The following is a 24,847-nucleotide window of genomic DNA, read 5'->3' as shown; positions in this document are numbered from 1 at the left end:
ATCCTCGATTCAGGGGACGGGCGTGACCCGATCGACGCCCTCGAGCCGTTCGATCCCCTCGACGACCGTCCGTTGGTCCGCGTCGGCCTCGTAGTAGAAGACCAGATCGAAGGTCCCCTCGCGAAGCAGCTGTTGGCACTCCCAGACGAAGGACTCGTCCTCGAGGGTGAGCCCCTGGAACTGGTTCGAGGAGAAGTCCGGGTCGTCGTTGCCCGCCTCGATGTAGGTCTCGCCCTTGCCGGCGGCCTCGGCGATCACGTCGTTGATCGCGACGGTCAGCTCGTGCATCTCCAGGTCCGACTGTCCGTCGTAGACGGAGTGAACGATACATCCCTGGAGGTCGATCTCCCCGGGCTCTAAAAGCGCCATCGTGCGCTGATAGAGGTCGTCGTCGAGCGTCTCGTTCATCGGCGGACGTTCGATCGGACCGGATAAACGGGTGGCGATCCGAGCGTCACGCGACCGATGACCTCCGACCGCGCTTCCGGTGGAGCCCGCACCCGGGTTGCCGACGCGCTCTCCGCCGTCGGATCGCGATCGATCGTCGGATTCTCCCTCCTCGTGCTCGTCGTCTCGGTCGTTCCGGTTCCCGGGAGTTCCGGCGGCGAAGCCGCGTTTTTCACCCTCTCGGTCGGCGTCGACCCGTTCGTCGCGAGCCACCTCCTCGCGTACGCGATCATCGCCGGGCTCTGTCGACGGACGCTTCGAGAGCGCGACTTCGAGGTCCGTGAGGTGGCCGTGATCGCCGTCGTTCTCGCCGCCGGCTACGGCGCGACGATCGAACTCCTCCAGGTCCCGATACCGTGGCGATCCGGGGGGCTCTTCGATGCCGCGATCAACGCGGTCGGTGCCGTCGTCGGCGTCCTCGTCGGAACGATCGCGGGAGCTCTCGCCCGCACGTCGACGAGGTGAAACCGTCGCGATTTAACCGGCACGCCGCGAACCGCGCGTATGCGACTCATCGCGTTCGACTTCGACGGGACGCTCTCCGACTCCGAGATGACGGTGTTGCTCGCCGAGCGGGCCGGCGTCTCCGAGGAGGTCGCGGAGATCACCGAACGGGCGATGAACGACGAGTTGAGCTACGCCGAGAGCCTCTATCAGCGCGCAGAGCTGCTCGAGGGGCTTTCGGAGGAGGACGTCGCGGACGCCTTCGACCGCGTCCGGATCCGCCCCGGCGCCGCGGACCTCATCGCTCGACTGCGCGAGGCCGGCCACCACGTCGCGATCCTCACCGGCGGGTTCGAACGCGGCGTCGAGGCCGCACTCGCACGCGAGGGCGTCGAGGTCGACACCATCGTCGCCAACCGGCTTCCCCAGTCCGGCGGCCGCCTGACCGGCGACGCGGAGGGCCCGCTCATCGAGGGGACGAAGGACGACGCGCTCGAGGAGCTGGCCGAGGCGGTCGGGGTCCCGATGGCCGACACGGTCGCGATCGGCGACGGCGCGAACGACCTCCCGATGCTCGAGGTCGCCGGGCTCTCCGTCGGCTTCGTCCCGAAACCGGCCGTCCGATCCTCCTGTGACGCCGTCGTCGCGTCGATGGCCCGTCTCGGCTCCGTTCTCGAGGGATATCGCGTGCTCCCGTCCGCGGAGACGCTCGAGTGATCGGCGGTCTCACCGACCCCGCCGCAGCGATCGGGTCATCGCCGACCGGGAACCGGAGTAACGATTAAGAGGACGGCTTCGTACACATACGGACGATGACCCCTCACACACGCGATTCGGGGCGCGCGGGGGACCGTCGCTCGCGCCTCGACGAGTGGGCCGCGCTCGTCGGCGAGCGCGTTCCCGACGAGCGCGTCCGGGAGATCGACGACCGGTAACCCGGCGATCGGACCACTTTCACCCCGCTTCGCGAAGCCTTTTCCGCGATGACGGCCAAGTGCCGCCGATGGCGACCGAGGCCGACGCGGCGAGCATCGACCACCCGCTTTTAGTCGACGGCTTCCTCCAGCGGCGTCGCTACCAGCTTCGCCTCGCGACGGCCGCGCGGGACGCGAACACCCTCGTGTGTCTGCCGACCGGCCTCGGAAAGACGACCGTGAGCCTCCTCGTCACCGCGGAACGCCTCCAGGAGGCGGGCGGGAAGGCGCTGTTTCTCGCGCCGACGAAGCCGCTCGTCCAACAGCACGCCGACTTCTACCGCGAGGCGCTGACCATCCCCGACGACGAGATCGTGGTCTTCACCGGCGACGTCCGGCCCGACGAGCGTGCCGAGCTGTGGGAGTCGGCTCGCATCGCGATCGCGACCCCACAGGTCGTCGAGAACGACCTCGTTGGCAACCGGATCTCGGTGGCGGACGTGACCCACCTCACCTTCGACGAGTGTCACCGCGCGACCGGCGAGTACGCCTACGTCTACATCGCCGAACGGTACCACGCCGACGCCGCGAACCCGCTCGTCACCGGGATGTCCGCCTCGCCCGGCGGCGACCTCGAGGAGATCGAGACCGTCTGTGACAACCTCGGGATCGACAACGTCGAGGTGATGACCGAGGAGGACGCCGACGTCGCGGAGTACACCCACGACACCGACGTTCGCTGGGAGCGCGTGGAGCTGCCCGAGGAGCTCGTGGCGATCCGGGACGCGATCAACGAGGTCATCGAGGAGCGGCTCGAGCAGCTGAAGTCGATCGGCGTGGCGGATTCGACGAGCCCCGACGTCTCCCAGCGCGACCTCAACGCGATGCGCGGGAAGCTCAAGCGGATGATGGACGCGGGTCGATCGGAGGGCTACACCGGCATGTCGACCCACGCCGAGGTGATGAAGCTCCGGCGGGCCGTCGAGCTCGTCGAGACCCAGTCGGTCGAGTCCGTCCGCCGCTACTTCGAGCGCCAGCGCAACGCCGCCCGATCGTCGGGCGCCTCGAAGGCGAGCCAGCGGCTCGTCGCGGAGCCGCGGGTCCGAGAGGCCATGCGGCTCGCCGAGTCGTTCGACGACCTCCACCCGAAGTTCTCGAAGACCCGATTGCTCCTCGCGGAGACGCTCGGGGTGAACGGCGGCGATCGGGCCATCGTCTTCACGGAGTCGCGAGACACCGCCGAGGCGCTCGTCGAGTTCCTCTCCGCGAGCTTCGACGTCGAGCGGTTCGTCGGACAGGGGGACAAGGAAGGGTCGGACGGGATGAGCCAGGCCGACCAGCACGACACTCTCGAGGACTTTCGGGCCGGCGAGTTCGAGGTGCTCGTCTCGACGTCCGTCGCCGAGGAGGGCCTCGACGTCCCGGAGGTCGATCTGGTCCTGTTCTACGAGCCCGTCCCGACCGCGATCCGGTCCATCCAGCGCAAGGGTCGGACGGGTCGGCAGGCCAGCGGGGAGGTCGTGGTGTTGTTGGCCGAGGACACCCGCGACGAGGCGTTCTTCTGGATCTCGCGGCGTCGTGAGAAGCAGATGCGCGAGGAGCTTCGCGAACTCAAAGCCGCCACCGGCGAGATCGAGTCGGCCATCGGCGGCGGCGCACAGTCGGGACTGGAGGCGTTCGACGGAGACGATGGCGACGCTCGCGAGCGCGAGGACGACGATCGCCGGCAGAAGACGGACGAGGGCCACAAGCAAGGGGCCGACGACGATCGCCAGCCGGGAGCGGGCGGCGACCGCCAGCCGGGACTGACCGACTTCGCGGCCGAGGCGGAGACAGGGGGGGACGTCGATCCCGACGCTGGGATGAAGGCGGATACCGACCCGGACGCCGAGGCGGAACCCGCCGACCGCGATCCGGGTTCGGATCCGAGCGGGAGCGCGGACGCCGACCTCGAGGATGACGCCGATGCTGAAGGCGACGCCGGCGCTGAAGACGACGGCGTCGTCGCGACCGCTGGCGTCGATGACGGCGTGGAGATCGTCGTCGACCAGCGCGAACTCGACGCGGGGATCGCCAAGGACCTCTCGACGCGGGAGGAGCTGGTGACCCGCCTCGAGACCCTGGCCGTCGGCGATTACGTCCTCTCGGATCGGGTGGCGATCGAGCGCAAGTCCGCGGCCGACTTCGTCGACTCCCTGCTCGACTCGGACCGGTCGATGTTCGAGCAGGTCGGCGAGTTGACCCGGGCGTACGCCCGACCGATCCTCGTCATCGAGGGCGGCGATCTCTACACCCAGCGGGACGTGAACCCCAACGCGATACGCGGCGCGCTCGCCTCCCTCGCGGTCGATTTCGGGATCAGCGTGTTGCAAAGCGACGACGAGGGGGAGACCGCGGAACTCCTCGAGACGATCGCCCGCCGCGAACAGGAGACGCGCGACCGCGAGGTAAGCGTCCACGGCGAGAAGACGACGAAGACGCTCGACGAACAACAGGAGTACGTCGTCTCGTCCATCGCCGACATCGGCCCGGTGACCGCCCGATCGCTCCTCGAGCACTTCGAGTCGGTCGAGGCCGTCATGACCGCGGAGCGCGAGGACCTCCTCGCGGTCGACGGCGTCGGCGAGGTGACGGCGGACCGGATCCGCGAGGTCGTCGCCAGCGAGTACGTCGGCGGGTGAAGCGGCCGGAACGGTCGCCGGGGACGCCCGAACGTCCGACCGCGGGGGTCCGATCGACCGGTCCGTCGGTAACGGTTTATACGCCGCGGGAGACTGGCCGATATGGAACTGCCGGTCGAAATTCTCTACGGGCTCTACCTCGGTCTTCTCACCGGGATCATCCCGGCGTTGGTCTCGGGAGTCCTCGGCTTCGTCTTCAAGTACGTGACCGGCGTGACGATCCCCGGATTCGGTGTGGTCGTCCTCGCGCTCGCCATCGCCGGCGTCAACGGCGGGCTGCTCGCGCTCAACGATCCCTCCATCCGCTCGTCGGAGCGTGCGCCCGCGGTCTTGACGGCCATCGTCGTCGTCCTCATGGTCTCGCTGTACGCCCACGCCCAGGGCGACAAGCTCGGAGCGACCGCGCCGAAGCGGCTGTCGCTTCGGTCGCTTCGGGACCGGACGCTCTCGGCGGACGTGATCGATCTCGTCGGGTCGCGCGGCCGCGTGCGGATCGCGATCGCGGGCGAAGTCGGCGACATGGAGGGATACCCGCCGCTGGCCGCCGAGACCCGCCAGGCGATCGCCGAGGTGGACTGGACGTTTCCGGCCGACGTCCCGATCTCCGTGCTGGAAACGCGGTTCGCCGACCGGCTTCGAACGGAGTTCGAACTCGCCGACGTCTCCGTGAGCATCGACGAGAACGCCCGGGCGACGGTCAACGCCGCGCCGCCGATGGGCGGACTCTCCAGGCGGGTCCCCCCCGGAAAACGCGCCGTCTCAATCGCCGCGCTCGTCCCGACCGGAATCGCCCGCGGGGAGCAGGTCCGCGTCATCACTCCCGAAACGACCGTCGAGGGAACCGTCGTCTCGGCACGGTCCGGCGACGGCTCCGGATCGCCTCCCTCGCCCGCATCCGATCCGCCCGCCGATACGCCGCCGGCCGCGACCGACGGCGGAGACGGCGATCCGGATGTCGAGCCGACGGCTCCGTCCGTTCCCGTCACGACCGGCGGCGACGGTCGGGTCACGGTGGCGGTCGATCGGTCGGCCGCCGGAGCGCTCCTGCGTGCCGATCGCGGTCGAGTCCTCGTGCTCTCGCGGGGAACCCGCCGCGAGTTCGAGCTGACGACGCTGTTGCGGCGCGCCGGCACCCGGTTTCGACGCGTCTCCGTCGTCGAGGGTGGACCCCTCGACGGCCACACGATCGGCGAGGTGGACGTCCGTGACGCCTACGACGTCGCGATCCTCGCGGCGCGACACGACTCGTGGACCATCGCCCCGCGGGGCTCGAGCGAGCTGGCCGCCGGCGACGAGATGTTCGTCGTCGGCACGCGCGAGGCGCTCGATCGGTTCTCGGAGGTGGCCGCGTGATCCCTCCGGCCTCGGTTCTCGTCCCGGTCCTGTCCTCGGTCTCGGCCTCCGTTCCGACCCCCGTTCCGGCCGCCGACGCCGGGAGTTCGACGCCGGCGGGCCTGCCGCTCGTGGTCGAGGTGACCTTCGCGGAGCCGCTTCGGGCGGCGGTTGGGCTCCTCCTCTTCGCCTGCCTTGCGGTGCTCGCGGCCGGCGGCGTCGCCGTCGCGTATCGGTGGTACTTCCGCCAGCGGATCCCCGAGGGCGTCGCCGTCCTCCTCGGCGTCTCCGCGGTCGTGTTGTACCTCAATACGGCCTCGCTCGGCTCGATCATCGGCGGCACCGACGTCGTCTTGTTGCGCGTCGACGTCGTCCTGTTCAACGTCGTCGCCGTCGGCGTCGCCGCGGCCGTCGCGCCCGCCGGCGCCTGGACCGGGGACGTCGTCGCCCGGAACGTCTTCGCCGTCGCCGGCGGCAAACAGCTCGAAGGGGAGATCGGACGCGTGGTTCGCACGGTCGGTCGCGTCACGCCCGTCACGCTGCCGGCCGCGGAGGACATCGCGGACATGGACTCCTACGAGGCGGTCGCCCCGGCGACGAAGGAGGGGATGGCCGGACGAACGCTGCTGTTTCCGCGTCGGGTGACGGTGGCGGAGCTTCGCGAGCGCCTCGTCGCCCGCATCAAGGAGGACTTCGGGGTGAACTACGTCGACGTCGACGTCACCCAGGAGGGGGAGATCGAGTATCTCGCGGTCGGCTCGCGAGCCGCCGGGATCGGTCCGACCCTCGCGCCCGGGACCGCCGCCATCGCCGTCCACGCGGACCCGCCGTACACCGCTACGCCGGGCGACGTCGTTCAGGCGTGGATCGGCGGCGACGACCCGAGGCGGGTCGCGACCGCGGAGCTCCGTGCGACGGCCGGGGACGTCGCGACGCTCGCGCTCGATGAGACCGACGCGGCCCGCCTCGAGGAGTCGGAGACCTATCGGCTCGTGACGCTGCCCGCGGAACCGCAGGCGGACCGGGAGTTCGCCAGCCTCCTGCGCGCGGCCGACGAGACGATGACCGCCGTCACGATCGGTCCCGAAAGTCCCCTCGTGGGCACGAGCGTTCGAGATCTCGAGGCCGTCGTCGCCGCGGTGCGTCCCGCGAGCGCCTCCATCGAGGCGATCCCCGAACGTGATCGGCTCTTCGAGCCCGGCGACACCGTCTTCCTCCTCGGACGACCGGACGCCCTTCGGCGCGTCGAGGCCGAGGCGGCCGGAGATGCGGAGACCGACGATGTGGAATCCGGCGATTCGGAGGCCGACGATGCGGGAACCGACGTCCCGAGGAGGGAAGACTGACTGGCGGAGCGCGAACGTCGATGAGACGCACGTCGGCGAGACCCGAACGTCGTCGATGAGGCGCACGTCAACGAGACGCGAACGTCGACGGGACGTAATCCTCATACGCCCGGCGGGCGGTGGGTCGGTATGGAGTGGAAACTGTTCGCCGACCTCGCGGAGGCCGCCGGCGGACGAACCGTGACCGTCTCCGCCGGCCCGGGAGACACCGTCGGCGACGCGTTGGAGGACCTCCTCGAGGACCGTCCCGACCTCCGCGATCGCGTCATGGAGGACGGGGAGCTCGCGGACCACATCAACCTGCTTCGAAACGGGCAGAACGTCATTCACGAGGACGGTCTCGAGACGGAACTCGAGGACGGCGACGAGCTCGCGCTGTTTCCCCCCGTCAGTGGCGGCTCCGACGCTCACGACGAGCGCAGCCGCCGCCAGTCGAGTCGCAGGTAGTGGAACGCGCTCCCGGTCAGCCCCTGTCGGTCGATCCGGCGTGGGGACGTCTCGACGAGGATCTCCCTGCAGTAGCCGGTTCGATGCGTCCGGCCGAGTCGCCTGCTGTAGGCCGTGTCCTCGTTGGGAACCGCCGGGAATCCCCCGGTCGCCTCGAAGACCTCGCGGCGGATCAGGAAGTTGAACCCCGGGAGGACCGGACGTCGCAGCCGCGGAAACACGTGGTTGATGGTGGCCTCCATGCACGTCGCCCGGATCCCGGGAACGCGACATCGCGAACTCGCGGCGTCCAGCCCGCGCTCTCGAGCACACGACAGCATCCGGTCGCAGTGGTTCGACGAGACCACGGTGTCGGCGTCGACGAACGCGACCCACTCCCCGTTCGCGGCGGCCGCTCCCCGGTTCCTCCCCGCCCAGATCCCGTCGTCGTCCTCCACGAGCACTGCGGCGCCGTGGTCGCGGGCGATCGAACGCGTTCCGTCGTGGCTGCCCCCGTCCGCGACGACGACCTCTATCGCCTCGTCCGTCGACTGGTCCCGAATGGCCGACAGCGTCGCGTCGATGTAGTCGGCCTCGTCGTACGCCGGGACGACGTAGCTCAGCGTCGGATCGCCCATCGTCACGACCCACTCCTCCGGACGGGATAGCCCTTTTGTCGGTCCCCAACGTGCTCGCGCGGTGATCTCGTGGGGCACATGAGAGTCCGGGAGGCGACACGATGAGTTCGTGAGGCGACACGAGAGTCGTGAGACGCCACGGCGGGTGGACGTTCGATCGCCGAATCGGCCCTGTGAGAAAGCTTATCACACTCGGCCGAGTACCCCCGAGTAGATGGCCCCTGTTAGCATGCCACCGACCACGGAGGCCAGAGACGTTTTTCGAGAACTGGGATACTCGGTTCGCGAGGACGGCACCGAGTTCGTCGCCGAACGCAAGTGGCGACGCGTGCTCGTGACGCCGATCCGCGCCGAGGACGCCACCGACCCGGAACCGTATCTGGCGGACGGCGGCGAGACGCCGCGGTTGCGGTGTTTCGTGACCTGGAAGCGGTCGGCGAGCGATCTTCGCGAGCACCTCCTCGGACTGAAGCCGCCGTTCGACTGGGCCGTCATCGGAGTCGGCGACGACGGCGACTTCGACGTGATGCAGGGCCGTCCCGGAAGTCCCTAACCGCCGACGGAACTGCGGCCGCTCCCGGGAACCGCGGTCGATCCTGACCCGAATCGCGGCCGTTCGCCATCGAGTCGCGAGCGCCCCGGGATCAAGCGCCCCGGGATCGAGCGGCCGACGAACTCCACGGGCGAGCCGGCGGGTACATTTATCACCGTGGGCGAGCCAACATCACCCATGGTTTTCAAGAAGATCTCCCTGATCGGGACGAGCACCGAGAGCTTCGACGACGCGGCGGACGACGCGATCGATCGCGCCGAGGCGACGCTCGATAACGTCTACTGGGCCGAGGTCGAGGAGTTCGGCGTGGAGGTCAAAAACGCCCCCGAACGTGAGTACCAGGCGGAGGTCGAGATCGCCTTCGAACTGGCCGAGTGAGGACTTCCCGTCCCGGTCCGTCCGCGGATCGGTCTTCCGCGGATCGAAGCGCACACCCTTTTGACGCGGCGCACTCGAGCGATCGGTATGACGGGAAAACTCGATCCCGAGGCGCTCTCCGAGTTCCTCGACGCGGTCGGCGCCGACGATCCGGCGGTCGTTCAGGGGGCGGCCTACGGCGAGGACGCCGCCGGGATCGACCTCGGCGACCGGACGCTCGTGGTGAGCGCCGATCCGATCTCGCTGGCGGCCGAGCGCGTCGGCCATCTCGGCGTCCACGTCGCCTGCAACGACGTTGCCGTGAGCGGCGCGGACCCGCGCTGGCTCACGAGCACCGTCTTCCTGCCGGATCGAGATCCCGAGACGCGCCGGACCCTCGCCGAACAGCTCGACTCGACGGCCCGCGACGTCGGCGTCTCGATCGTCGGCGGCCACACCGAGTACCTCCCGGCGCTCGACCGCCCGCTCCTGTCGATGACCGCGATGGGAACGACGGACCGGTTTCTCCCGTCGGGCGGTGCGACCCACGGCGACCGGATCGTCTTGACGAAGGGAGCCGGGATCGAGGCGACCGCCATCCTCGCGAGCGACTTCGCCGAGGAATGCCGCGAGGCCGGCGTCGACGACGCCACGATCGACGACGCGCTCGGCTACTTCGAGGACGTGAGCGTTCTCCCGGAGGCGAGGGCGCTCCGCGAGTTCGCCACCGCCATGCACGACCCGACCGAGGGCGGGCTGTTGACGGCCCTCCACGAGATGGCGAGCGCGGCCGACGTCCGCGTCGACGTCGACCGCGAGGACGTGCCCGTCCGTGATGCGACCCGCGTGTGCTGTGACGCCCTCGGCGTCGATCCGCTCCGGACGTTCGGATCGGGCGCGTTGTTGGCCGCGATCCCGGACGAGCGCGTCGACGCGGCCCTGGACGCCGTCGCCGATGTCGGCGTCGAGGCGGCGGTCGTCGGCGAGGTCCGACCCGTGGCATCGGACGCCGGCGACGACCGATCCGGTCGATCGAACACCGGCGACGCCGATCCGGCCCGCGTCGTCCTCGACGGCGTGGCGATCCCGGAGCCGCCTCGCGACGAGCTGTACGCGCTCTGGGAGGCCGCCGACGCGTCGTCGGACGACGCGTAGCTCGTGGCTTCGATCGCGTGGGCAGGTTTTTGCGGGACCGCCTCGAATCCGCCCGCATGCCCGATCCGTGGACCGACCCGAGCCTGACCGCCGAACAGCGAGCGATCGCGGAACTCGTCCACGAGATCGCGACCGAGGAGATCCGGCCGGTCGCCCGCGAGGCGGACGAGAACGAGTCGTTTCCCGAGGACGCCTGGGACGCGCTCGCGGAGGCCGACCTGGCCGGACTCACCGTTCCCGAGGAGCACGGCGGCGTCGCGGCCGATCGATCCACCTACGCGATCGTCAACGAGGAGGTCGCCTATGGAGGGCTCGCGGTCGCGACCGCCCTCTCGGTCCACTGTCTCGTCACCTCCTGTATCGCGACGTTCGGCACCGACGACCAGCGCGAGCGGTGGCTCCCGCGGATGGCCCGCTCGGGGCGGCCGGTCGGCATGTTCTGTCTCTCGGAGCCGCAGGCCGGCTCGAACCCCGCGGAGATGACGACGACCGCGACGCGCGAGGGCGACGAGTACGTCCTCGACGGGCACAAACGCTGGATCACGAACGGCCGGCGCGGCGGAGTGGCCATCGTCTTCGCGAAGACCGATCCCGACGACCCCGACACCGTCACGCAGTTCCTCGTGCCGGCCGACGCCGACGGGTTCGAGCCGGGCGAGCCGGAGCGGAAGCTCGGGCTTCGCGCCTCCGATACGACCGACGTCGTCCTCGACGGCTGTCGGATCCCGGCCGAGAACCGGCTGACGGAGGTCGGCGAGGGCCTCGCGTCCGCCTTCCGGATCCTCACCGGCGGCCGGATCGGGATCGGCGCCCAGGCGGTCGGGCTCGCCCGCGCGGCGCTCGAGGAGGCGACGACCTACGCGGCCGACCGCGAGCAGTTCGGTCGATCGATCTCCGAGTTCCAGTCGATCCGTCACACGATCGCGGAGATGGCGACCCGGATCGAGGCGAGTCGAGAGCTCGTCCGGGCCGCCTGCCGGCGAGCCGAGGCCGGCGAGGACGCCCGCGTCGCCGCCTCCATGGCGAAGTACTTCGCCAGCGAGACGGCCACCGCCGTCGCCAACGACGCGATCCAGATCCACGGCGGCTACGGATACACGCGTGAGTTCCCGGTCGAGCGGCTCTATCGGGACGCGAAGGTCACGGAGATCTACGAGGGGACGACCCAGATCCAAAAGACGATCATCGCTCGCGGGCTCCTTCCGGAGTGAGTCAGCGTGGAGCCGATCCAACGCCCGTTTCGAGCCGAAACCCGATCGACCGAAACGTACAGTGGCCCGGGGGACCTATCTCGGGTATGACCTCCCGAGACGTCACCGAGGCGACGGACGACTCACGCGATCGGCGATCGCCCGGCTCCACGGAGGACTCGACGTCCGTTGCCGCCGATCTCGACCCGGGCTTCGATCCCGACGCCTACGACGCGGTCGTCTACGACCTCGACGGGACCCTCGTCCGCCTCGGCGTCGACTGGAACGCGGTCGCGCAGGACGTCCTCGGAGTTTACGTCGAACACGCCGTCAAGCCACCCTCCGACGGACTCTGGGAGCTGCACGCCGCGGCCCCCGAGTACGGCATCGCGGACGTGGTCGAGGAGACGATCGCCGAACACGAACGCGAGGGTGCCCGCGACTCCCGGCGGCTGTCGTTCGCCGAGATCCTCGATGCCGACCGGGCTCCCCGGACGGCCGTCTGCTCGCTCAACTCCGAGGACGCCTGCCGGATCGCCCTCGATCGACACGGCCTCGACGATCGTGTAAGCGCCGTCGTGGGGCGGGATACCGTCGGAACCTACAAGCCCGACCCCGAGCCGCTCCTGGCAGCCCTCGACGCGCTCTCCGCGGATCCCGCCCGCTCGCTCTTCGTCGGTGACTCCGAGCGCGACGCCCGAACGGCCGAGCGCGCGGGCGTCGAGTTTCGGTACGTCAACTCCGAGTGAGCTCGCACGCACACTCCGAGTGAGGAATCGCGTTCAGAACCGGTCGGTTCGACCGGCGGCCGTCCAGGCGTCCCGCGGCGCCTCGCGCGGCACGCGGGCGGCGCGTCCCTGGAGGGTGTCGGTTCGCCCGGCGAACGCCCAGCGGTCGTTCTCCCAGCCGTCCTCCGCGTCCGCGGCGGCCGCTGCCGCTGCCGCGGCGGCTGCAGCCTCCCGGTCGCGAACGTGAGCCGCGACCGCGGCGACGATCGCGGCAGCCTCCTCCGGGTCGGCGTCCGTGGGGATCGAGATCCCCTCCGCGATCCGGTCGATCGGGGTCGTTCCCGCTCGTTTCGACCCGCCGTTCGCCGCACCCTCGTCGCGTTCGATCTCCGCCGGCTCCGTGGTGGTCTCGGGGGACATTCGATCAGATCGGGATGTTGCCGTGTTTCTTCTCGGGCAGGTCGGACCGCTTGCTCTGGAGCATCTCCAGGTCGTCGACGAGACGCGCTCGGGTCTCGGTCGGCTCGATCACGTCGTCGATGAACCCGCGGTCGGCCGCGGTGTAGGGGTTCGCGAACTCCTCGCGATACTCGTCGATCAGCTCCTGTCGACGCGCGTCCGGGTCGTCGGCGTCGGCCAGCTCCTCGCGATAGAGGACGTTCACGGCGCCCTTCGGGCCCATGACCGCGATCTCGGCGGTCGGCCAGGCGTAGTTGACGTCCCCGCCGATGTGCTTCGAGGACATCACACAGTAGGCGCCGCCGTAGGCCTTTCGCGTGATGACGGTGAGAAGCGGGACCGTCGCCTCCGAATAGGCGTAAAGCAGCTTCGCGCCGTGGCGGATGATCCCGCCGTGTTCCTGGTCGGTCCCGGGCATGAAGCCGGGCACGTCCTCGAAGGTGACGATGGGCACGTTGAACGCGTCACAAAACCGGATGAATCGCGCGCCCTTCTCGCTCGCCTCGATGTCGAGCGTGCCGGCGTTGACCCGCGGGTTGTTCGCGAGGATCCCCACGGAACGCCCGTCGAGCCGGGCGAACCCGACGACGAGGTTCTTCGCGAAGTTCTCGTGGACCTCGAGGAACGACCCCTCGTCGACGACCCGCTCTATCACGGCCGTCATGTCGTAGGGCTTTCGGGGGGCGTCCGGGACGATCTCGGCGAGCTCCTCGTCCGCGCGCTCCGGGTCGTCCCAGGGGTCGACCCGCGGCGGGTCCTCGACGTTGTTCTGCGGGAGATACGACAGCAGCCGGGCGATCCGGTCGAGGGCGTCCTCCTCGGACTCCTCGGCGAAGTGGGCCACGCCCGAGGTCGACGAGTGGGTGACCGCCCCGCCGAGCTCCTCGAAGCTGACCTCCTCGCCCGTCACCGTCTCGACCACGTCCGGTCCGGTGATGAACATGTGGGAGGTGTCCTTCACCATCACGGTGAAGTCGGTGATTGCGGGCGAGTAGACGGCCCCGCCGGCACACGGGCCCATGATCCCCGAGATCTGCGGGATCACGCCGGAGGCCTCGGTGTTACGTCGGAAGATCTCCGCGAAGCCGCCCAGCGCGGCGACGCCCTCCTGGATGCGTGCGCCCGCCGAGTCGTTGAGCCCGATCACGGGCGCTCCGACGTCCATGGCCTTGTCCATCACCTTACACACCTTCTCCGCGAACACCTCGCCGAGCGACCCCCCGAAGACGGTGAAGTCGTGGGCGAAGACGAACGTCTTGCGGCCGTTCACCTCGCCGTAGCCCGTCACGACGCCGTCGCCGGGGAGCTGGTTCTCCTCCATGCCGAAGGTGTGGTTGCGGTGGGTGCGGAACTGGTCGAACTCGTGGAACGTGCCGTCGTCGAGGAAGTAGTCGATCCGCTCGCGTGCGGTCATCTTCCCCTTTTCGTGTTGGGACTCGATCCGCTCTTCCCCGCCGCCCTTGCGCGCGCGCTCGCGGCGCTCGCGGAGGTCGTCGATCCGGTCGTCCATCGTCACCTCGAGACACCTCCATCCATTGTGTGTGAACTCCGCAAGGGACGGCAAAAGGGTTCTGCTATCCGACGATCCGTCTTTCGACGATCGTCTAATCGATGGGGACGTCCGACGGTTCTCGATCGGGATCGACGGCTCCGCGACGTCGACGATCACCGCAAGAATTCGGACGCGAGCGAGGGTACCGGCTATCGGTTCACTCGCCGCCGGCGTCCTCGTAGACCCACGTCTCCTCGATCGGGGTCCACTCGATCAGCTCCTCCTCGTCGAAGAAGAGATCGATCTCGCGTTCGTTCGCGCCCTCGTCCTCGTGGTCGGAGGCGTGGATGACGTTCTGGCCCAGATCGAGGCCGAAGTCGCCGCGGATCGTGCCCGGTGCGGACTCCGCGGGGTCGGTCTCGCCGACCATCCGGCGGACCTGTCGGGTCGCGTCGGCGCCCTCCCAGACCATCGCGAAGACGGGGTCCGCGGTGATGAACTCGACGAGGCCGTCGAAGAACGGCTTGTCGGCGTGCTCGCCGTAGTGTTCGTGGGCGAGCTCCTCGTCGATCTGCATGAACTTCGCGCCGACGAGCTTCAGTCCGCGGTCCTCGAAGCGGGAGACGACCTCGCCGATGAGCCCGCGGTTGACGCCGTCGGGTTTGACCATCACGAAGGTGCGCTCGTCGTGGTGGCTCATTCGTCCTCGCCCTTGGTGGCCTGTCCGGCCTCCGTCCACTCGAGGTCGCGCGCCTCGCGACCCATGAAGTAGTTCTTCTCCGCCTTCGAGTCGACGAAGTGGAGGATCGTTCCGTCCGTCCTGACGAACATCGTGCCCGTTCCGGGCTCGATCTCCTCTCCGGTGTAATCACAGGTGCGCGTCTCGACCATGGTTACTGTCCTCCGATGGAGTCGGCGTCGCGCTGGGTCTCCCGCAGCTGGAGCACGTCGCCCACGCGGGTCGGACCCAGGACGTTTCGCGTGATGATGCGGCCCTGGTTCGATCCCTCCTGGATGCGGCATTTGACCTGCATGGCCTCGCCGTGCATCCCGGTTTTGCCGACGACTTCGATGACCTCCGCGGCCGTCGAGTCGCCGGTTCCCTCTTCTGTGCTCATGGCCGCTTATCGAAGTTCCTCGACCTTCTGTGCGATGTCCTCGACCTCGTCGGACGCCTCGCCGGCGTCGACGACGGCGGCGGCGGCGGAGCCGACCTCGAGGCCGGCCGCGTGACCGACGTCGTCCTGGGTCTCGACGAAGACGACCGGGATGCCCTTCTCCTCGGCGAGTTCGGGGAGGTGCATCACGATCTCCTCGGGGGAGACGTCCTCGGCGACGAAGACGACGTCGGCGTTGCCGCGTTCGACGGACTTTGTCGTCTCGTTCGTACCTTTCTTTACCGTACCGGTGTCTCGGGCGACCTCGAGCGCGTCGAGCGCGCGATCGGCGAGGTCGGCTGGGGTGTCGTAGTCTACGTAAACTGCCATGGTTGTTCACCGTATCCCCCTCGTGGGCTCGCGTGGTCGCGCCGGCGGTCGGTCCCTATCGGCGCGCCACATCATCAACCCCGAAGAGGCTGTGCACCGGAATACTCCGGGATGGCATAAAAGGGCTTTCAAACCGAAGCGGCCGTGTGAGGGCGGATCATGGCGAGGTGACGGTGATCGCGGCGCGACCCGGGGTGAGGGACATCGATCGCCAACGCTCGCCCTCCGCCCCGAGGGCTTTTACCTCGGGACGCCCCCAGGTTCCCACGGAGATGCCCCGCCTCGTCCACCACTCCGACGTCGAGAACGTCTTCGATACGCCCGAGCGGGCCGCTCGCCTCGCCGGCCGGATCCGCGAGCTCGACGGCCCCGACGCGCTCGTCGTCGGCTCCGGCGACACGACCGCGCCGGGCGTCCTCTCGCTCGTCGCCTCCGGCCGACAGGCGGTCGACTTCCACGTCGCGACGGACACGGCCCTCGAGACCTTCGGCAACCACGAGTTCGACCACGGCCCCGGCGCGCTTCGAGAACTCCTCGAGCGGTCGCCGGCGACGTACGTCTCGGCGAACGTCCGCGACGAGGACGGCGAACGATTCGGCGCGGCTGAGGGCGTCGTCCCCCACGCTGTCCGGGAGATCGACGGCTCCCGGGTGGGGTTCGTCGGCGTCACCGACCCGGCGACCGACTCGTTGAACCCGATGGCGGCCTCGCTGTCGTTTTCGGACCCGATCGCCGCCGTCGAGGCGGAACTCGAGGCGATGCGCGCGGCGGCGGACCCACCCGACCACCTCGTCGTCCTCTCGCATCTCGGCGGCGGCGACGACGATCTCGCCCGGGCGCTCGACGTCGACGCGATCCTCGGCGGACACGTCCACAGCCCGCGCAACGAGCACGTGGACGGGACGCTCCTCGTTCGTCCCGGCGTCAACGGCGCCGCGGTCGCCGAGGTGGAGCTGTTCGCGGACCGGCGACCGACCGCGACGCTTCGCGAGCGATCGGATGCCGATCCGCATTCGGACCTCCGGAACGCCCTCGAGCGTCGGATGGCCAACACCGGCCTCGACGAGACGGTCGCGACGCTCGACGAGCCGATGTCCCGCACGGACGAGGTGGTCCACGGCGGCGAGTGTCGGGTCGGGAACTTCGTCGCCGACGCGTTCCGATGGGCCCTCTCCGCCGACGTCGGCCTCACCAACGCCGGCGGGCTTCGGTCGGGCGATCCGATCGCGGGCCGCGTCACCCGGGCCGATCTCGTGAGCCTCATCCCCTTCGAGGAGCCGGTCGTCCGCGCCGAGGTGACCGGCCGGGAGCTTCGGTCGATCCTGGCGGAGATGGCGGCGCCGACGGTCGACTTCGGCGAGGACGACTGGTGGCACGGCCACGTCTCGAACGCCCGCGTGGTCTGGGACGCGGACGCCGAAACGCTTCGGGACGCGACCGTCGACGGGAGGGCGATCGATCCCGAGGCGACCTACACGGTCGCGACCTCGGAGTACCTGCTCCACTCCGACCAGGAGTTTCCGACGCTTCGCGAACGCCACCGCGCCGGCGAGGGCGGAATACAGTACGAGGTCCTGTGGCGGTACGCCGCCGAGCGCGGCATCGACCCGACGATCGACGGTCGGATCCGGGTCCTGAACGGCTCGAACGAGGAGGCGGACGCGGAGCGCCCGGCGGAGGAGCCGTCCACCGTCTCCGATCGGGGACCCCGACTCTGACCGCCGCGATCCCGACTCCCGCCGCCGCGATCCGAATCCTGGCCGGGATCGGTACTCGCGTCCGTGGCCGGAGCTCGAAGGCTTGATCGTGATCCGGAAACGGCAGGGTCTTGTAACCGGAATCCCCACCGATCGCGCATGTCCCTCGTCGTGGTTCCGGTCCGGTATCCGCTGACGGCCGACTCCAAGCGGACGCTCCGGGAGGCGATCCGGGTCGCCGAGGACCGGGACGCGTCGTTGACCGTGCTGCACGTCGATCTCTATCAGGACAGCCACAACGTGACACGCGTCGACCTCAAACGCACCGTCGAACGGGAGTTCGGATCCATCGACCGCGCGCGGTACGTCGTCCGCAAGGGGTTCCTCGTCGAGGAGTCGATCCTCGAGGAGGTCGCCGCCGAGAACGCTGACGTCGTCGTGATCGGCTCCCGACAGGCGAGCCGCTGGCGGCGAACCCTCCGGAAGGTGTTTTCGGACCCCGACATCGACTCGTTCCTCCGGGAGAAGCTCGACTGTACGGTGATCACCGTCGGGTCCTGAGCCTCCGTGGACTCGAACCCTGTCTGCTCCCGAGACGTCGTGTTCGATCGCGTCGCCTACTCGAACGCGACGTTCCCCAGCTCGACCGTCTCGCCGAACAGCCAGTCGGCGTGTTCGAGCGCGTACTCGCGGTGATCCTCCTCGATGTACCCGAGCGCGTCCTCGACGAGGACGGGACGAAGGTCGCGAAGCCCGGCGCTTCCGGCCGTATGGAGGACACAGACGTTCGCGAGCGTGCCGCAGATGACCAGATCGCGGATCCCTCTCGCCTCCAGCCAGCCGCCGAGCTCCGTCCGGTGGAAGGCGTCGTAGGTGTGCTTTTCGACGACGTGGTCCTCGGGACGCACCTCGAGTTCGTCGACGATCTCCGCCTCGAAGGACCCCTCCAGGACGTGTTCGCCCCATCGGTCGAACTCGTCGTAGTAGTGTGCGTCCTCGAACTGCTCGGGCGGGTGGACGTCCCGGGTGTAGACCACCGGGACGTCCGCCGACCGGGCTCGATCGATCAGGTCGCCGACGGGTTCGATCGCTTCCTCGCTCGCGGGGGCATACAGGCCCCCGTCCGGGTGACAGAATCCGTTTTGCATGTCGACGGCGACGACCGCGGTCTCGCTGGCGTCGAATCGCATGATCGTGGATAGGCGGCGATCGGCCAAAAATCCACGCCGACTCGGATCTCCGCTCACGGTACGGTCGTCGCTCGTGATGCGGCCGTCGCTCACGAGGGGGCCGACCGCGCCCCGCCGTCGGTAAGCTTCTTACCCGCCTGTTCCCATGTCACGGTATGCGACGGTCGCTCGTCCTGTTCGTCGCGGTGTTGTTGGTCTCCTCGGCGGTCGCGCCGGTCGGATCCGTCGCGGCGTCCGCTCGGCCGGCGCCGGACGACGGAGCGGTCTCCCACGCGGTCGGACCGTTCCAGACCGGATCCGAGGACTCGGACGACGCGACGAACGGGAGCTGTGAGGCGACCACCAACGACGAGATCGGCTACTGGGAGGGCGTCTGTCACGACGCCGAGCTGGCGATCGACGACTCCGATGGGCTCGACGAAGAGGAGATCACCTTGCTCGTCCACCGCGGCATGGCCCGCGTCGAGTACCTCCGGGAGCGACCCTTCGAGGAGGAGGTGCCGGTCGAGACGATGACGCGTGCGGAGTACACGGAGACGATGAACGGCTCCGAGTCGAACCCCGAGTTCAACCGGTGGAACGACCAGGTGTGGAAGGCGCTCTTCATCGTCGGCGAGGACGGATCCTCCGAGGAAGCCATCCAGGGGACGCTGTCGGGCTCGGTCGCCGGCTTCTACTCGCCCGGGGGAGACCGGATCGTGATCGTGGTACCCGAGGGGGAGGAGCTCCGAATCGAGGAGGCGACGCTCGTCCACGAACTCACCCACGCCATGCAGGACCAGTATCACAACCTCTCCAGGCCGCGGTACGTCGGCGAGACGCAGGACGCCGATCTCGCGATCGACGGGATCGTCGAGGGCGAGGCCTCCTACGTCGAGAACCGCTACGAGGAGCGCTGTGGCGCGGGCGACTGGTCCTGTCTCGAGGGCCCCGAATCGAGCGGCGGAGGGGGGCCACCCGAGAACTGGGGGATCTACTTGACCGTCTTCCAGCCGTACTCCGACGGTCCCGCCTACGTCGCCGAGATCGTCGAGGAGGAGGGGTGGGAGGGCGTCTCGGAACGCATGGAGTCGCCCCCGAACGCGACCGCGGAGACGATCCACCGCGAATCGATCGCTCCGGAGCCCGTTCCCGTCGCCGATACCGCCACGAACGGCTGGGAGACGTATCCCGATCAGGGGGTAAACGGCTCCGACACCGTCGGCGAGGCGTCCATGTTCGCGATGTTCTGGTTCCAGAGTCGCGAATACGGCGCCGACACCTTCGACTGGCAGCGCGTCCTCCTCGACTCCTCGCGGATCCATCCCGAATCCGTCTACAACTACGATCACGCGTCGACGGACGGCTGGGCCGGCGACCGGATCGTTCCCTACCGAAACGACCGCGGCGACGAGCGGCGAAACGGCTACGTCTGGGCCAGCGAGTGGGAGACCCCCGCGGACGCCGCCCAGTTCCACGCGACCTACCTCCGGATGCTCGACGCCCACGACGCCGTTCGACGTGACGACGGCATCATCTACGTGGCCGAGGGCGGGTTCCGGGGCGCCTACGGGATCGAACTGGACGACACGCGAGTGACCATCGTCCACGCGCCCATGCCCGCGGACGTGACCGAACTCCGACCGGCGATCGACCTCGAGGAGCCGACGCCCGAACCCACGAGCGAGCCCGGGACGGGATCGGACTCCGACACGGAGGACGGATCGGAACCGACCGACTCCGCGGTGACGACTCCGACCCTGCCCGATTACGATTCCGAGGAGGGACCGGACGAAACGACCGAGGCCACGGAGACGACCGCCGGGGAGACGCCGGGGTTCACGGCGCTTCTCGCGCTTCTCGCGGTCGTGATCTCGGGGATCGCTCTGGTGGCGGTCGCGCGTCGACGCCGATAGACGCGGCTGTCGGAGAACACGCGATCCGCGACCCGGATGGCTTTTTCTCCTCGGGGTCGGACGTGCCAGTATGACGGAGTTCGACATCGTCGGCGCCGACGCCATCGCGAGCGGGCGGGCGACGGACGCCTACTTCGACCGGACCGAACGGGTGCTGGAGGCGGCCGGCCGGAACCCCCGCGTCGTCGCGGAGGTGACGGCCGACCAGTTCCCCGACGGGGAGCTCGAGCTGTTCGCCGGCGTGAAAAACGCCGTGGCGCTCCTCGAGGGACGACCGATCGACGTGGACGCGATGCCGGAGGGAACCCTCTTCGACGGCGGTCCGGTGATGCGGATCGAGGGCCCCTATCTCGAGTTCGCCCGCCTCGAGACCTCGCTTCTCGGGTTCCTCTCGCACGCCTCCGGGATCGCGACCGCGGCGCTCGAGTGTCGGGTCGCCGCCCCCGACTCGACGGTCCTCTCCTTCGGCGCCCGCCACGTTCACCCGGCGATGACCGCGACCGTCGAGCGCTCCGCACTCGTCGGCGGCCTCGACGGCTTCTCGCACGTCGCTGCGGGCGAGGTGATCGGCGAGGAGGCGTCCGGCACGATGCCACACGCGCTCGTGATCTGCTTCGGCCGCGGGAACCAGGAGGCGGCCTGGCGTGCGTTCGACGAGGCGGTCGAACCGGAGGTCCCGCGGGTCGCGTTGTGTGACACCTACACCGACGAGGTGGACGAGGTGTTACGTGCCGTCGACGCACTCGGCGAGAACCTCTCCGGCGTCAGACTCGACACCACCGGATCCCGGCGAGGGGACTTTAGACACATCGTTCGGGAGGTCCAGTGGGAACTCGACGCCCGGGGACACGGGGACGTCGACGTCTTCGTCTCCGGCGGGCTCGGCCCCTCCGATCTCGTCCGCCTCCGGGACGTCGCCGACGGCTTCGGCGTCGGCGGTCACGTCTCGAACGCCGACCCGGTCGATTTCGCCCTCGACCTCGTCGTGGTCGACGGGGAGCCGGCGGCGAAACGCGGGAAGCTCTCGGGTGCGAAACAGGTCTACCGGACCCCCGACGGCGGACACCACGTCGGGCTCGCGGACCGCGAAGGACCTTCCGACGCCGATCCCCTCCTGGAGCCGCTGCTTCGCGACGGGGAACTCGTGGACGGGTGGTCCTTCTCGATCGACGAGGCGAGCGAGCGAGCGCTCGCGGACGCGGAGCGAACCGGATTCGGGGCCGCGATCGAGGAGTAGTTCGCGCGCCGCTCGGCGTCTCCATCCCGGATCGGAACCCGTCCGTGCGAAACGGACCGGCACGGCGTTCCCGCTTCTCAGGTAGCTCCCAGCGACGCTACTCGCTCGACGCCTCGAGCGACTCTCCGGCCGCCACCGCCTCGACCGCGCCGCCGTCCTCGCGCTCGCGGAACACCTGTCCCTCGAAGAGCGTCACCATGGTGTCGTCCTCCTCCCAGGCGGTCGGCGAGAGCTTCGCCTTCCGGCAGGCTCGCGAGAGGAACTCCGCCGGGCTCCAGTCGTTCTCGATCGGCAGCCGGGGATACATCCACCCGTGTCTCCCCTCGCCGTCGACGGCGACGCCGTGGACGCCGAGCTCGAGGTCCTCGAGCGGATCGTTCGTGAGCGTCGTGTTGGAGACGATACACACCGACACCTGCAGGCTGTCGAGTTCCTTGGGGCCGACCTCGGTGCCACAGGAGTCGCCCGAGGCCGCCTTGATCGCGGCGTCGACGATGGCGTGGCCGAGCTGGTCGGACTCGCTGTAGGTCCCCGCACACCCGCGGAGGCGTCCGCGCCCCCGCGTCGACTGGAGCCGCACGAACGCGCCAGTCCGGTTGTAGAAGGCGTCCCGCATGCTTCCGGGCTGTTCGCGTTGCCCGTGTCGCACGTACGATTCGACCGACTCGCGCGCGAGTTCGACCGCCCGTGCCCCGTCCTCGTAGGACAGTCGAACGGTCTGCGCCTCGGACATACCGATCTACAGACGGTCCGACGACTTGAACGCTTCCCTTGGAACGGCCGCTGGTGCCCCGATCGGTCCCCACTGCGTTCGCTCGCGTCTCACGGGAGGTAGCGAACCGAGACGATCCCGGGTTCAGATCGGATCTCGACGCGATTCACGCCGAGTCGGGCCGCGCGCGCGATCGTCGTCTCCCAGTCGTCCAGCACGTCCCCGACCGCGTCCGACGTCGTCTCCTCCGGCACGGTGATGACGTGAAGCTCCCCGACACCGGCCCGCGGCTCGCGAGTCACCTCTCCGACTGCCTGGTCGGCCGCGAGGTCGCGTTCCTGTTCGGTCGGGGGCTCCGGGCTCTCCTCGATCGGGATCCGTCGACGCGACTCGACCTCGATCACGCGATGGGTCACCTCAAGGGGTGGCTCCGGCGCGATGGCGGCCTCCAGGACGTCCTCGGTCTCGACTCCGGGGTTCGAGCTCAACGTGTGCACCCGTCCGTCGTCGACGTCCCTGAGGACGGCCGACTCCGCTTCCGCGTGGGTGACGAGAAAGGTACCCTCCTCGCTGTTCTCCGGTGTGTCGTCCGTCTGATCGTCGGTTTCCGATCCGCACTCGTTCGGATCCGTCGGGTCGGTCATCGTCGTCGGGTAGTCGGTCGATCCTTTTGCCCGTTTCGAGCCGGGGGATCCGCCCGTCGAGACGTCAGTGATCGACCGGTTCCCCCCGCGCTATCCCAATCGCCGGTGCACCAGAACCATCACGCCGAAGGCGGCGATCGGCGGGAGGACGCCGGCGACGGGGTGGACCGCATAGAGCGCGCCGAGGACCGGCGACGTCGTCGGCTCCTGGAACGCCGGCGGCGCGGAGATCACGAGCGCGAGGTAGATCGACGCGAGAAAGAGGTAGCCACAGGCCGCCATGGCCTGGTCGTAGAGCCGATGGACCGCGGTCCCCCTCCGGTGTCTGCGCGCGACGAGGAGGACGGGCGCGACGAGCGGTCCCGCCGCGGTGAAGCCCAGAAACACGAACAGCGACCGCGAGAAGGAGACGAGCCCGCCGCGGGTCAACTCCGCGGTCCGCGCCAGCTCGACCACGAGCGCCATCCCGACGACCAGGGCGACGATCACGGCCGCGAGCGTGCCGACAACCCCGTAGACCCGGAAGAACCACGAGTCGCTCTCGGAGAACGCGTAGGGGAACGCGCCGATCGCGCCGCGGTACGCCTCTGTCATCGCCGGTCGTTGGCCCCGGCGAGCGATAAACCCCGCGAAGGACGGTTCCGGTCGGGGTCGGCCCTCGCCGGGACGCCCGTCCTTCGTCCCTCGATCGCGGCGTCTCAGAACGCGCGAAGCTCCTCGAGAACCGCCGCGGCCGAGCCGTCGTCGATCGCCTCGCGTGCCGCCTCGAGTCCCTCCTCGATGGTCTCGACGTCGCGGCGCGCGTAGATGCGGAACGCCGCGTTGAGCGCGATCGCGTCCGCGAACCGATCGTCGCGCTCGCCTGCCAGCACCGACTCGGTGATCGACGCCGAGTCCCCGGCCACGTCGTCGACCGCGAGGTCCTCGGCCTCGAAGTCCATTCCGTACTCCGGCGTCTCGATCTCGTAATCGGTGAACGCCGCGTCCGCGTCGTCGCCGGCGGCGTCCCACTCGGCGACCTTGGTGTAGCCCGGACGGATGTCGTCGTAGCCCTCCATCCCCTGGAACATGATCACTCGATCGAGGTCGTGGAACCGGCTCTCGGCGAACGTGTCACAGACCTTGCGCGCGAATGCGAGGTGGTAGAACGACCCGAGGTGGACGCCCGCGCCGGCCGGGTTTGCGAGCGTCTCGATCGTGTTCACGAACGTTCGCACGCCCATCCGCTCGCGACGTTCCTGGAGAGCGTCGATCGCCGGGTTGAACGCCGGCGCGTAGTAGAACCCGAACCCGGTCTCATCGACCATCCTCGCGGAGTCACGGGGGACGAGCTCCGTCGCGACGCCCAGTTCGTCGAGAACGTGCTTGTAGGCGTCCTGTTTCTGGGTCGGAACGCGGTCCCCGGAGTGGACCACGACCGGCGTGCCGGCCGCGGCCGCGACGACGCCCGCTCCGACGCCGAGGATCGCCGACTCGCCCTTCCCGTCGTAGTTCGCCCCGCAGTCGACCGGATCGACGTCGGGTTCGGCGTACTCGACGCGGTCACACATCACGTCGACGTACGCGCCAAGCTCCTCGGGAGTGTTTCGTTTCCAGCGGTTCGCCAGCCAGAAGGCCCCCAGGGTCGTGTGGTCGGGCTCGTCCGCGAGGATCCGTTCGAGCGCCTCGGTCGCCTGGTCGCGCGTCAGGTCCGCCGCGGACTTCGGACCCGACCCGCACACCTCGGTCATCAACCGTTCGAGGGGCCACTCGCCGAACTCCTGGGTCGCTTTCGCCATGGCGAACGGTACGGTCGCTCCCCGCAAAAGCCTCCCGCTTGCTCC

General features: G+C 69.2%; 29 protein-coding genes. 16 read left to right on the top strand and 13 right to left on the bottom strand.

From position 1 onward, the window contains the following. Positions 1–9 precede the first annotated feature (9 nt). Complete coding sequence (locus ACFQE9_RS10945; protein ID WP_379744343.1) at positions 10–408, bottom strand: DUF5778 family protein; 399 nt, start codon at positions 406–408, stop codon at positions 10–12. Between the two features lie 57 nt (positions 409–465). Here ACFQE9_RS10945 and ACFQE9_RS10940 point away from each other — a divergent pair, with 57 nt between their 5' ends. The 7 genes from ACFQE9_RS10940 to ACFQE9_RS10910 all read left to right on the top strand — a co-directional run bounded on the left by ACFQE9_RS10940 (position 466) and on the right by ACFQE9_RS10910 (position 7,611). Then, complete coding sequence (locus ACFQE9_RS10940; RefSeq protein ID WP_379744341.1) at positions 466–912, top strand: VanZ family protein; 447 nt, start codon at positions 466–468, stop codon at positions 910–912. Between the two features lie 39 nt (positions 913–951). After that, positions 952–1,608, top strand: a complete 657-nt coding sequence (gene serB / locus ACFQE9_RS10935) for a phosphoserine phosphatase SerB (protein WP_379744339.1) — start codon at positions 952–954, stop codon at positions 1,606–1,608. A gap of 95 nt (positions 1,609–1,703) precedes the next feature. Then, a complete protein-coding gene (locus ACFQE9_RS10930) occupies positions 1,704–1,826 on the top strand; it encodes a hypothetical protein (protein WP_379744337.1) in 123 nt (40 codons plus the stop codon). A gap of 68 nt (positions 1,827–1,894) precedes the next feature. Continuing rightward, complete coding sequence (locus ACFQE9_RS10925) at positions 1,895–4,486, top strand: DEAD/DEAH box helicase (RefSeq protein ID WP_379744335.1); 2,592 nt, start codon at positions 1,895–1,897, stop codon at positions 4,484–4,486. A gap of 102 nt (positions 4,487–4,588) precedes the next feature. Then, complete coding sequence (locus tag ACFQE9_RS10920; RefSeq protein WP_379744333.1) at positions 4,589–5,839, top strand: potassium channel family protein; 1,251 nt, start codon at positions 4,589–4,591, stop codon at positions 5,837–5,839. Beyond that, positions 5,836–7,164 carry a TrkA C-terminal domain-containing protein gene (locus tag ACFQE9_RS10915; protein WP_379744331.1) on the top strand — a complete coding sequence of 443 codons (1,329 nt, stop codon included), beginning with the start codon at positions 5,836–5,838 and terminating at the stop codon, positions 7,162–7,164. The genes ACFQE9_RS10920 and ACFQE9_RS10915 overlap by 4 nt, the downstream gene beginning before the upstream one ends. 129 nt (positions 7,165–7,293) lie before the next feature. Beyond that, a complete protein-coding gene (locus ACFQE9_RS10910; protein WP_379744329.1) occupies positions 7,294–7,611 on the top strand; it encodes a ubiquitin-like small modifier protein 1 in 318 nt (105 codons plus the stop codon). Here the strand turns inward: ACFQE9_RS10910 and ACFQE9_RS10905 are convergent. Continuing rightward, positions 7,572–8,228, bottom strand: a complete 657-nt coding sequence (locus ACFQE9_RS10905) for a glycosyltransferase (RefSeq protein WP_379744327.1) — start codon at positions 8,226–8,228, stop codon at positions 7,572–7,574. The two genes, ACFQE9_RS10910 and ACFQE9_RS10905, sit on opposite strands and share 40 nt — an antisense overlap. 214 nt (positions 8,229–8,442) lie before the next feature. Here ACFQE9_RS10905 and ACFQE9_RS10900 point away from each other — a divergent pair, with 214 nt between their 5' ends. The 5 genes from ACFQE9_RS10900 to ACFQE9_RS10880 all read left to right on the top strand — a co-directional run bounded on the left by ACFQE9_RS10900 (position 8,443) and on the right by ACFQE9_RS10880 (position 12,232). Continuing rightward, a complete protein-coding gene (locus ACFQE9_RS10900; protein ID WP_379744325.1) occupies positions 8,443–8,781 on the top strand; it encodes a DUF7116 family protein in 339 nt (112 codons plus the stop codon). Positions 8,782–8,958: 177 nt separating this feature from the next. Then, on the top strand, positions 8,959–9,159 hold the full coding sequence (locus tag ACFQE9_RS10895) for a dodecin (protein WP_379744323.1): 201 nt from the start codon (positions 8,959–8,961) through the stop codon (positions 9,157–9,159). A gap of 87 nt (positions 9,160–9,246) precedes the next feature. Next, positions 9,247–10,293, top strand: a complete 1,047-nt coding sequence (locus tag ACFQE9_RS10890; protein WP_379744321.1) for an AIR synthase family protein — start codon at positions 9,247–9,249, stop codon at positions 10,291–10,293. Positions 10,294–10,349: 56 nt separating this feature from the next. After that, positions 10,350–11,504, top strand: coding sequence for an acyl-CoA dehydrogenase family protein (locus ACFQE9_RS10885; RefSeq protein ID WP_379744319.1), 1,155 nt, complete (start codon positions 10,350–10,352; stop codon positions 11,502–11,504). An 86-nt stretch (positions 11,505–11,590) separates the two neighbouring features. Further along, on the top strand, positions 11,591–12,232 hold the full coding sequence (locus ACFQE9_RS10880; protein WP_379744317.1) for an HAD family hydrolase: 642 nt from the start codon (positions 11,591–11,593) through the stop codon (positions 12,230–12,232). A gap of 33 nt (positions 12,233–12,265) precedes the next feature. On the opposite strand, the gene ACFQE9_RS10875 is transcribed toward ACFQE9_RS10880, so the two are convergent. From ACFQE9_RS10875 to rpl7ae, 6 genes are all read right to left on the bottom strand, one after another. Continuing rightward, complete coding sequence (locus ACFQE9_RS10875; protein WP_379744315.1) at positions 12,266–12,631, bottom strand: hypothetical protein; 366 nt, start codon at positions 12,629–12,631, stop codon at positions 12,266–12,268. 4 nt (positions 12,632–12,635) lie between these two features. Beyond that, positions 12,636–14,180, bottom strand: coding sequence for an acyl-CoA carboxylase subunit beta (locus tag ACFQE9_RS10870; RefSeq protein ID WP_379744313.1), 1,545 nt, complete (start codon positions 14,178–14,180; stop codon positions 12,636–12,638). Between the two features lie 199 nt (positions 14,181–14,379). Continuing rightward, positions 14,380–14,862: a nucleoside-diphosphate kinase gene (gene ndk, locus ACFQE9_RS10865; RefSeq protein WP_379744311.1), complete on the bottom strand. Its 483-nt coding sequence runs from the start codon at positions 14,860–14,862 to the stop codon at positions 14,380–14,382. Then, complete coding sequence (locus ACFQE9_RS10860) at positions 14,859–15,053, bottom strand: 50S ribosomal protein L24e (RefSeq protein WP_379744309.1); 195 nt, start codon at positions 15,051–15,053, stop codon at positions 14,859–14,861. Before ACFQE9_RS10860 ends, ndk begins: the two co-directional genes overlap by 4 nt. A 2-nt stretch (positions 15,054–15,055) precedes the next feature. Further along, complete coding sequence (locus ACFQE9_RS10855) at positions 15,056–15,280, bottom strand: 30S ribosomal protein S28e (protein WP_379744307.1); 225 nt, start codon at positions 15,278–15,280, stop codon at positions 15,056–15,058. 6 nt (positions 15,281–15,286) lie between these two features. Next, positions 15,287–15,649, bottom strand: coding sequence for a 50S ribosomal protein L7Ae (gene rpl7ae / locus ACFQE9_RS10850; RefSeq protein ID WP_379744305.1), 363 nt, complete (start codon positions 15,647–15,649; stop codon positions 15,287–15,289). Positions 15,650–15,921: 272 nt separating this feature from the next. Between rpl7ae and ACFQE9_RS10845 the strand changes: the two genes are divergently transcribed. Together ACFQE9_RS10845 and ACFQE9_RS10840 are read left to right on the top strand one after the other, a co-directional pair. Then, positions 15,922–17,367, top strand: a complete 1,446-nt coding sequence (locus tag ACFQE9_RS10845) for a bifunctional metallophosphatase/5'-nucleotidase (protein WP_379744303.1) — start codon at positions 15,922–15,924, stop codon at positions 17,365–17,367. A 138-nt stretch (positions 17,368–17,505) separates the two neighbouring features. Further along, a complete protein-coding gene (locus ACFQE9_RS10840; protein WP_379744301.1) occupies positions 17,506–17,907 on the top strand; it encodes a universal stress protein in 402 nt (133 codons plus the stop codon). 56 nt (positions 17,908–17,963) lie between these two features. Here the strand turns inward: ACFQE9_RS10840 and ACFQE9_RS10835 are convergent, their stop codons facing one another. Beyond that, positions 17,964–18,536 carry a cysteine hydrolase family protein gene (locus tag ACFQE9_RS10835; RefSeq protein WP_379744299.1) on the bottom strand — a complete coding sequence of 191 codons (573 nt, stop codon included), beginning with the start codon at positions 18,534–18,536 and terminating at the stop codon, positions 17,964–17,966. A gap of 155 nt (positions 18,537–18,691) precedes the next feature. Here ACFQE9_RS10835 and ACFQE9_RS10830 point away from each other — a divergent pair, with 155 nt between their 5' ends. Beyond that, positions 18,692–20,431 (top strand): Hvo_1808 family surface protein, encoded by a 1,740-nt coding sequence (locus tag ACFQE9_RS10830; protein WP_379744297.1) that lies wholly within the window; start codon positions 18,692–18,694, stop codon positions 20,429–20,431. Positions 20,432–20,501: 70 nt separating this feature from the next. Further along, positions 20,502–21,668, top strand: coding sequence for a nicotinate phosphoribosyltransferase (locus ACFQE9_RS10825; RefSeq protein WP_379744295.1), 1,167 nt, complete (start codon positions 20,502–20,504; stop codon positions 21,666–21,668). A 97-nt stretch (positions 21,669–21,765) separates the two neighbouring features. On the opposite strand, the gene ACFQE9_RS10820 is transcribed toward ACFQE9_RS10825, so the two are convergent. From ACFQE9_RS10820 to ACFQE9_RS10805, 4 genes are all read right to left on the bottom strand, one after another. Then, positions 21,766–22,401 (bottom strand): TIGR00296 family protein, encoded by a 636-nt coding sequence (locus tag ACFQE9_RS10820; RefSeq protein ID WP_379744293.1) that lies wholly within the window; start codon positions 22,399–22,401, stop codon positions 21,766–21,768. An 89-nt stretch (positions 22,402–22,490) separates the two neighbouring features. Beyond that, positions 22,491–23,024: a DUF5812 family protein gene (locus ACFQE9_RS10815; protein ID WP_379744291.1), complete on the bottom strand. Its 534-nt coding sequence runs from the start codon at positions 23,022–23,024 to the stop codon at positions 22,491–22,493. 90 nt (positions 23,025–23,114) lie between these two features. Beyond that, a complete protein-coding gene (locus ACFQE9_RS10810) occupies positions 23,115–23,618 on the bottom strand; it encodes a hypothetical protein (RefSeq protein ID WP_379744289.1) in 504 nt (167 codons plus the stop codon). A gap of 104 nt (positions 23,619–23,722) precedes the next feature. Further along, positions 23,723–24,802 (bottom strand): anthranilate phosphoribosyltransferase, encoded by a 1,080-nt coding sequence (locus ACFQE9_RS10805; protein ID WP_379744287.1) that lies wholly within the window; start codon positions 24,800–24,802, stop codon positions 23,723–23,725. Positions 24,803–24,847: the final 45 nt, after the last annotated feature.

The organism is Halopenitus salinus, from assembly GCF_042662125.1.
Lineage (GTDB): Archaea > Halobacteriota > Halobacteria > Halobacteriales > Haloferacaceae > Halopenitus > Halopenitus salinus.
This window is presented reverse-complemented; position numbering and strand designations above follow the sequence as displayed.

What these genes read in the sequence shown, in the direction of transcription:
- ACFQE9_RS10900 (WP_379744325.1), top strand. Translation starts at nt 8,443, where the DNA reads ATGGCCCCTGTTAGCATGCCACCGACCACGGAGGCCAGAGACGTTTTT.
- ACFQE9_RS10920 (WP_379744333.1), top strand. Translation starts at nt 4,589, where the DNA reads ATGGAACTGCCGGTCGAAATTCTCTACGGGCTCTACCTCGGTCTTCTC.
- serB (WP_379744339.1), top strand. Translation starts at nt 952, where the DNA reads ATGCGACTCATCGCGTTCGACTTCGACGGGACGCTCTCCGACTCCGAG.
- ACFQE9_RS10885 (WP_379744319.1), top strand. Translation starts at nt 10,350, where the DNA reads ATGCCCGATCCGTGGACCGACCCGAGCCTGACCGCCGAACAGCGAGCG.
- ACFQE9_RS10925 (WP_379744335.1), top strand. Translation starts at nt 1,895, where the DNA reads ATGGCGACCGAGGCCGACGCGGCGAGCATCGACCACCCGCTTTTAGTC.
- ACFQE9_RS10840 (WP_379744301.1), top strand. Translation starts at nt 17,506, where the DNA reads ATGTCCCTCGTCGTGGTTCCGGTCCGGTATCCGCTGACGGCCGACTCC.
- ACFQE9_RS10825 (WP_379744295.1), top strand. Translation starts at nt 20,502, where the DNA reads ATGACGGAGTTCGACATCGTCGGCGCCGACGCCATCGCGAGCGGGCGG.
- ACFQE9_RS10880 (WP_379744317.1), top strand. Translation starts at nt 11,591, where the DNA reads ATGACCTCCCGAGACGTCACCGAGGCGACGGACGACTCACGCGATCGG.
- ACFQE9_RS10910 (WP_379744329.1), top strand. Translation starts at nt 7,294, where the DNA reads ATGGAGTGGAAACTGTTCGCCGACCTCGCGGAGGCCGCCGGCGGACGA.
- ACFQE9_RS10890 (WP_379744321.1), top strand. Translation starts at nt 9,247, where the DNA reads ATGACGGGAAAACTCGATCCCGAGGCGCTCTCCGAGTTCCTCGACGCG.
- ACFQE9_RS10870 (WP_379744313.1), bottom strand. Translation starts at nt 14,180, where the DNA reads ATGGACGACCGGATCGACGACCTCCGCGAGCGCCGCGAGCGCGCGCGC.
- ACFQE9_RS10830 (WP_379744297.1), top strand. Translation starts at nt 18,692, where the DNA reads ATGCGACGGTCGCTCGTCCTGTTCGTCGCGGTGTTGTTGGTCTCCTCG.
- ACFQE9_RS10810 (WP_379744289.1), bottom strand. Translation starts at nt 23,618, where the DNA reads ATGACAGAGGCGTACCGCGGCGCGATCGGCGCGTTCCCCTACGCGTTC.
- ACFQE9_RS10815 (WP_379744291.1), bottom strand. Translation starts at nt 23,024, where the DNA reads ATGACCGACCCGACGGATCCGAACGAGTGCGGATCGGAAACCGACGAT.
- ACFQE9_RS10945 (WP_379744343.1), bottom strand. Translation starts at nt 408, where the DNA reads ATGAACGAGACGCTCGACGACGACCTCTATCAGCGCACGATGGCGCTT.
- ACFQE9_RS10895 (WP_379744323.1), top strand. Translation starts at nt 8,959, where the DNA reads ATGGTTTTCAAGAAGATCTCCCTGATCGGGACGAGCACCGAGAGCTTC.
- ndk (WP_379744311.1), bottom strand. Translation starts at nt 14,862, where the DNA reads ATGAGCCACCACGACGAGCGCACCTTCGTGATGGTCAAACCCGACGGC.
- ACFQE9_RS10905 (WP_379744327.1), bottom strand. Translation starts at nt 8,228, where the DNA reads ATGGGCGATCCGACGCTGAGCTACGTCGTCCCGGCGTACGACGAGGCC.
- ACFQE9_RS10845 (WP_379744303.1), top strand. Translation starts at nt 15,922, where the DNA reads ATGCCCCGCCTCGTCCACCACTCCGACGTCGAGAACGTCTTCGATACG.
- ACFQE9_RS10855 (WP_379744307.1), bottom strand. Translation starts at nt 15,280, where the DNA reads ATGAGCACAGAAGAGGGAACCGGCGACTCGACGGCCGCGGAGGTCATC.
- ACFQE9_RS10860 (WP_379744309.1), bottom strand. Translation starts at nt 15,053, where the DNA reads ATGGTCGAGACGCGCACCTGTGATTACACCGGAGAGGAGATCGAGCCC.
- ACFQE9_RS10940 (WP_379744341.1), top strand. Translation starts at nt 466, where the DNA reads ATGACCTCCGACCGCGCTTCCGGTGGAGCCCGCACCCGGGTTGCCGAC.
- ACFQE9_RS10835 (WP_379744299.1), bottom strand. Translation starts at nt 18,536, where the DNA reads ATGCGATTCGACGCCAGCGAGACCGCGGTCGTCGCCGTCGACATGCAA.
- ACFQE9_RS10820 (WP_379744293.1), bottom strand. Translation starts at nt 22,401, where the DNA reads ATGTCCGAGGCGCAGACCGTTCGACTGTCCTACGAGGACGGGGCACGG.
- ACFQE9_RS10875 (WP_379744315.1), bottom strand. Translation starts at nt 12,631, where the DNA reads ATGTCCCCCGAGACCACCACGGAGCCGGCGGAGATCGAACGCGACGAG.
- ACFQE9_RS10805 (WP_379744287.1), bottom strand. Translation starts at nt 24,802, where the DNA reads ATGGCGAAAGCGACCCAGGAGTTCGGCGAGTGGCCCCTCGAACGGTTG.
- rpl7ae (WP_379744305.1), bottom strand. Translation starts at nt 15,649, where the DNA reads ATGGCAGTTTACGTAGACTACGACACCCCAGCCGACCTCGCCGATCGC.
- ACFQE9_RS10930 (WP_379744337.1), top strand. Translation starts at nt 1,704, where the DNA reads ATGACCCCTCACACACGCGATTCGGGGCGCGCGGGGGACCGTCGCTCG.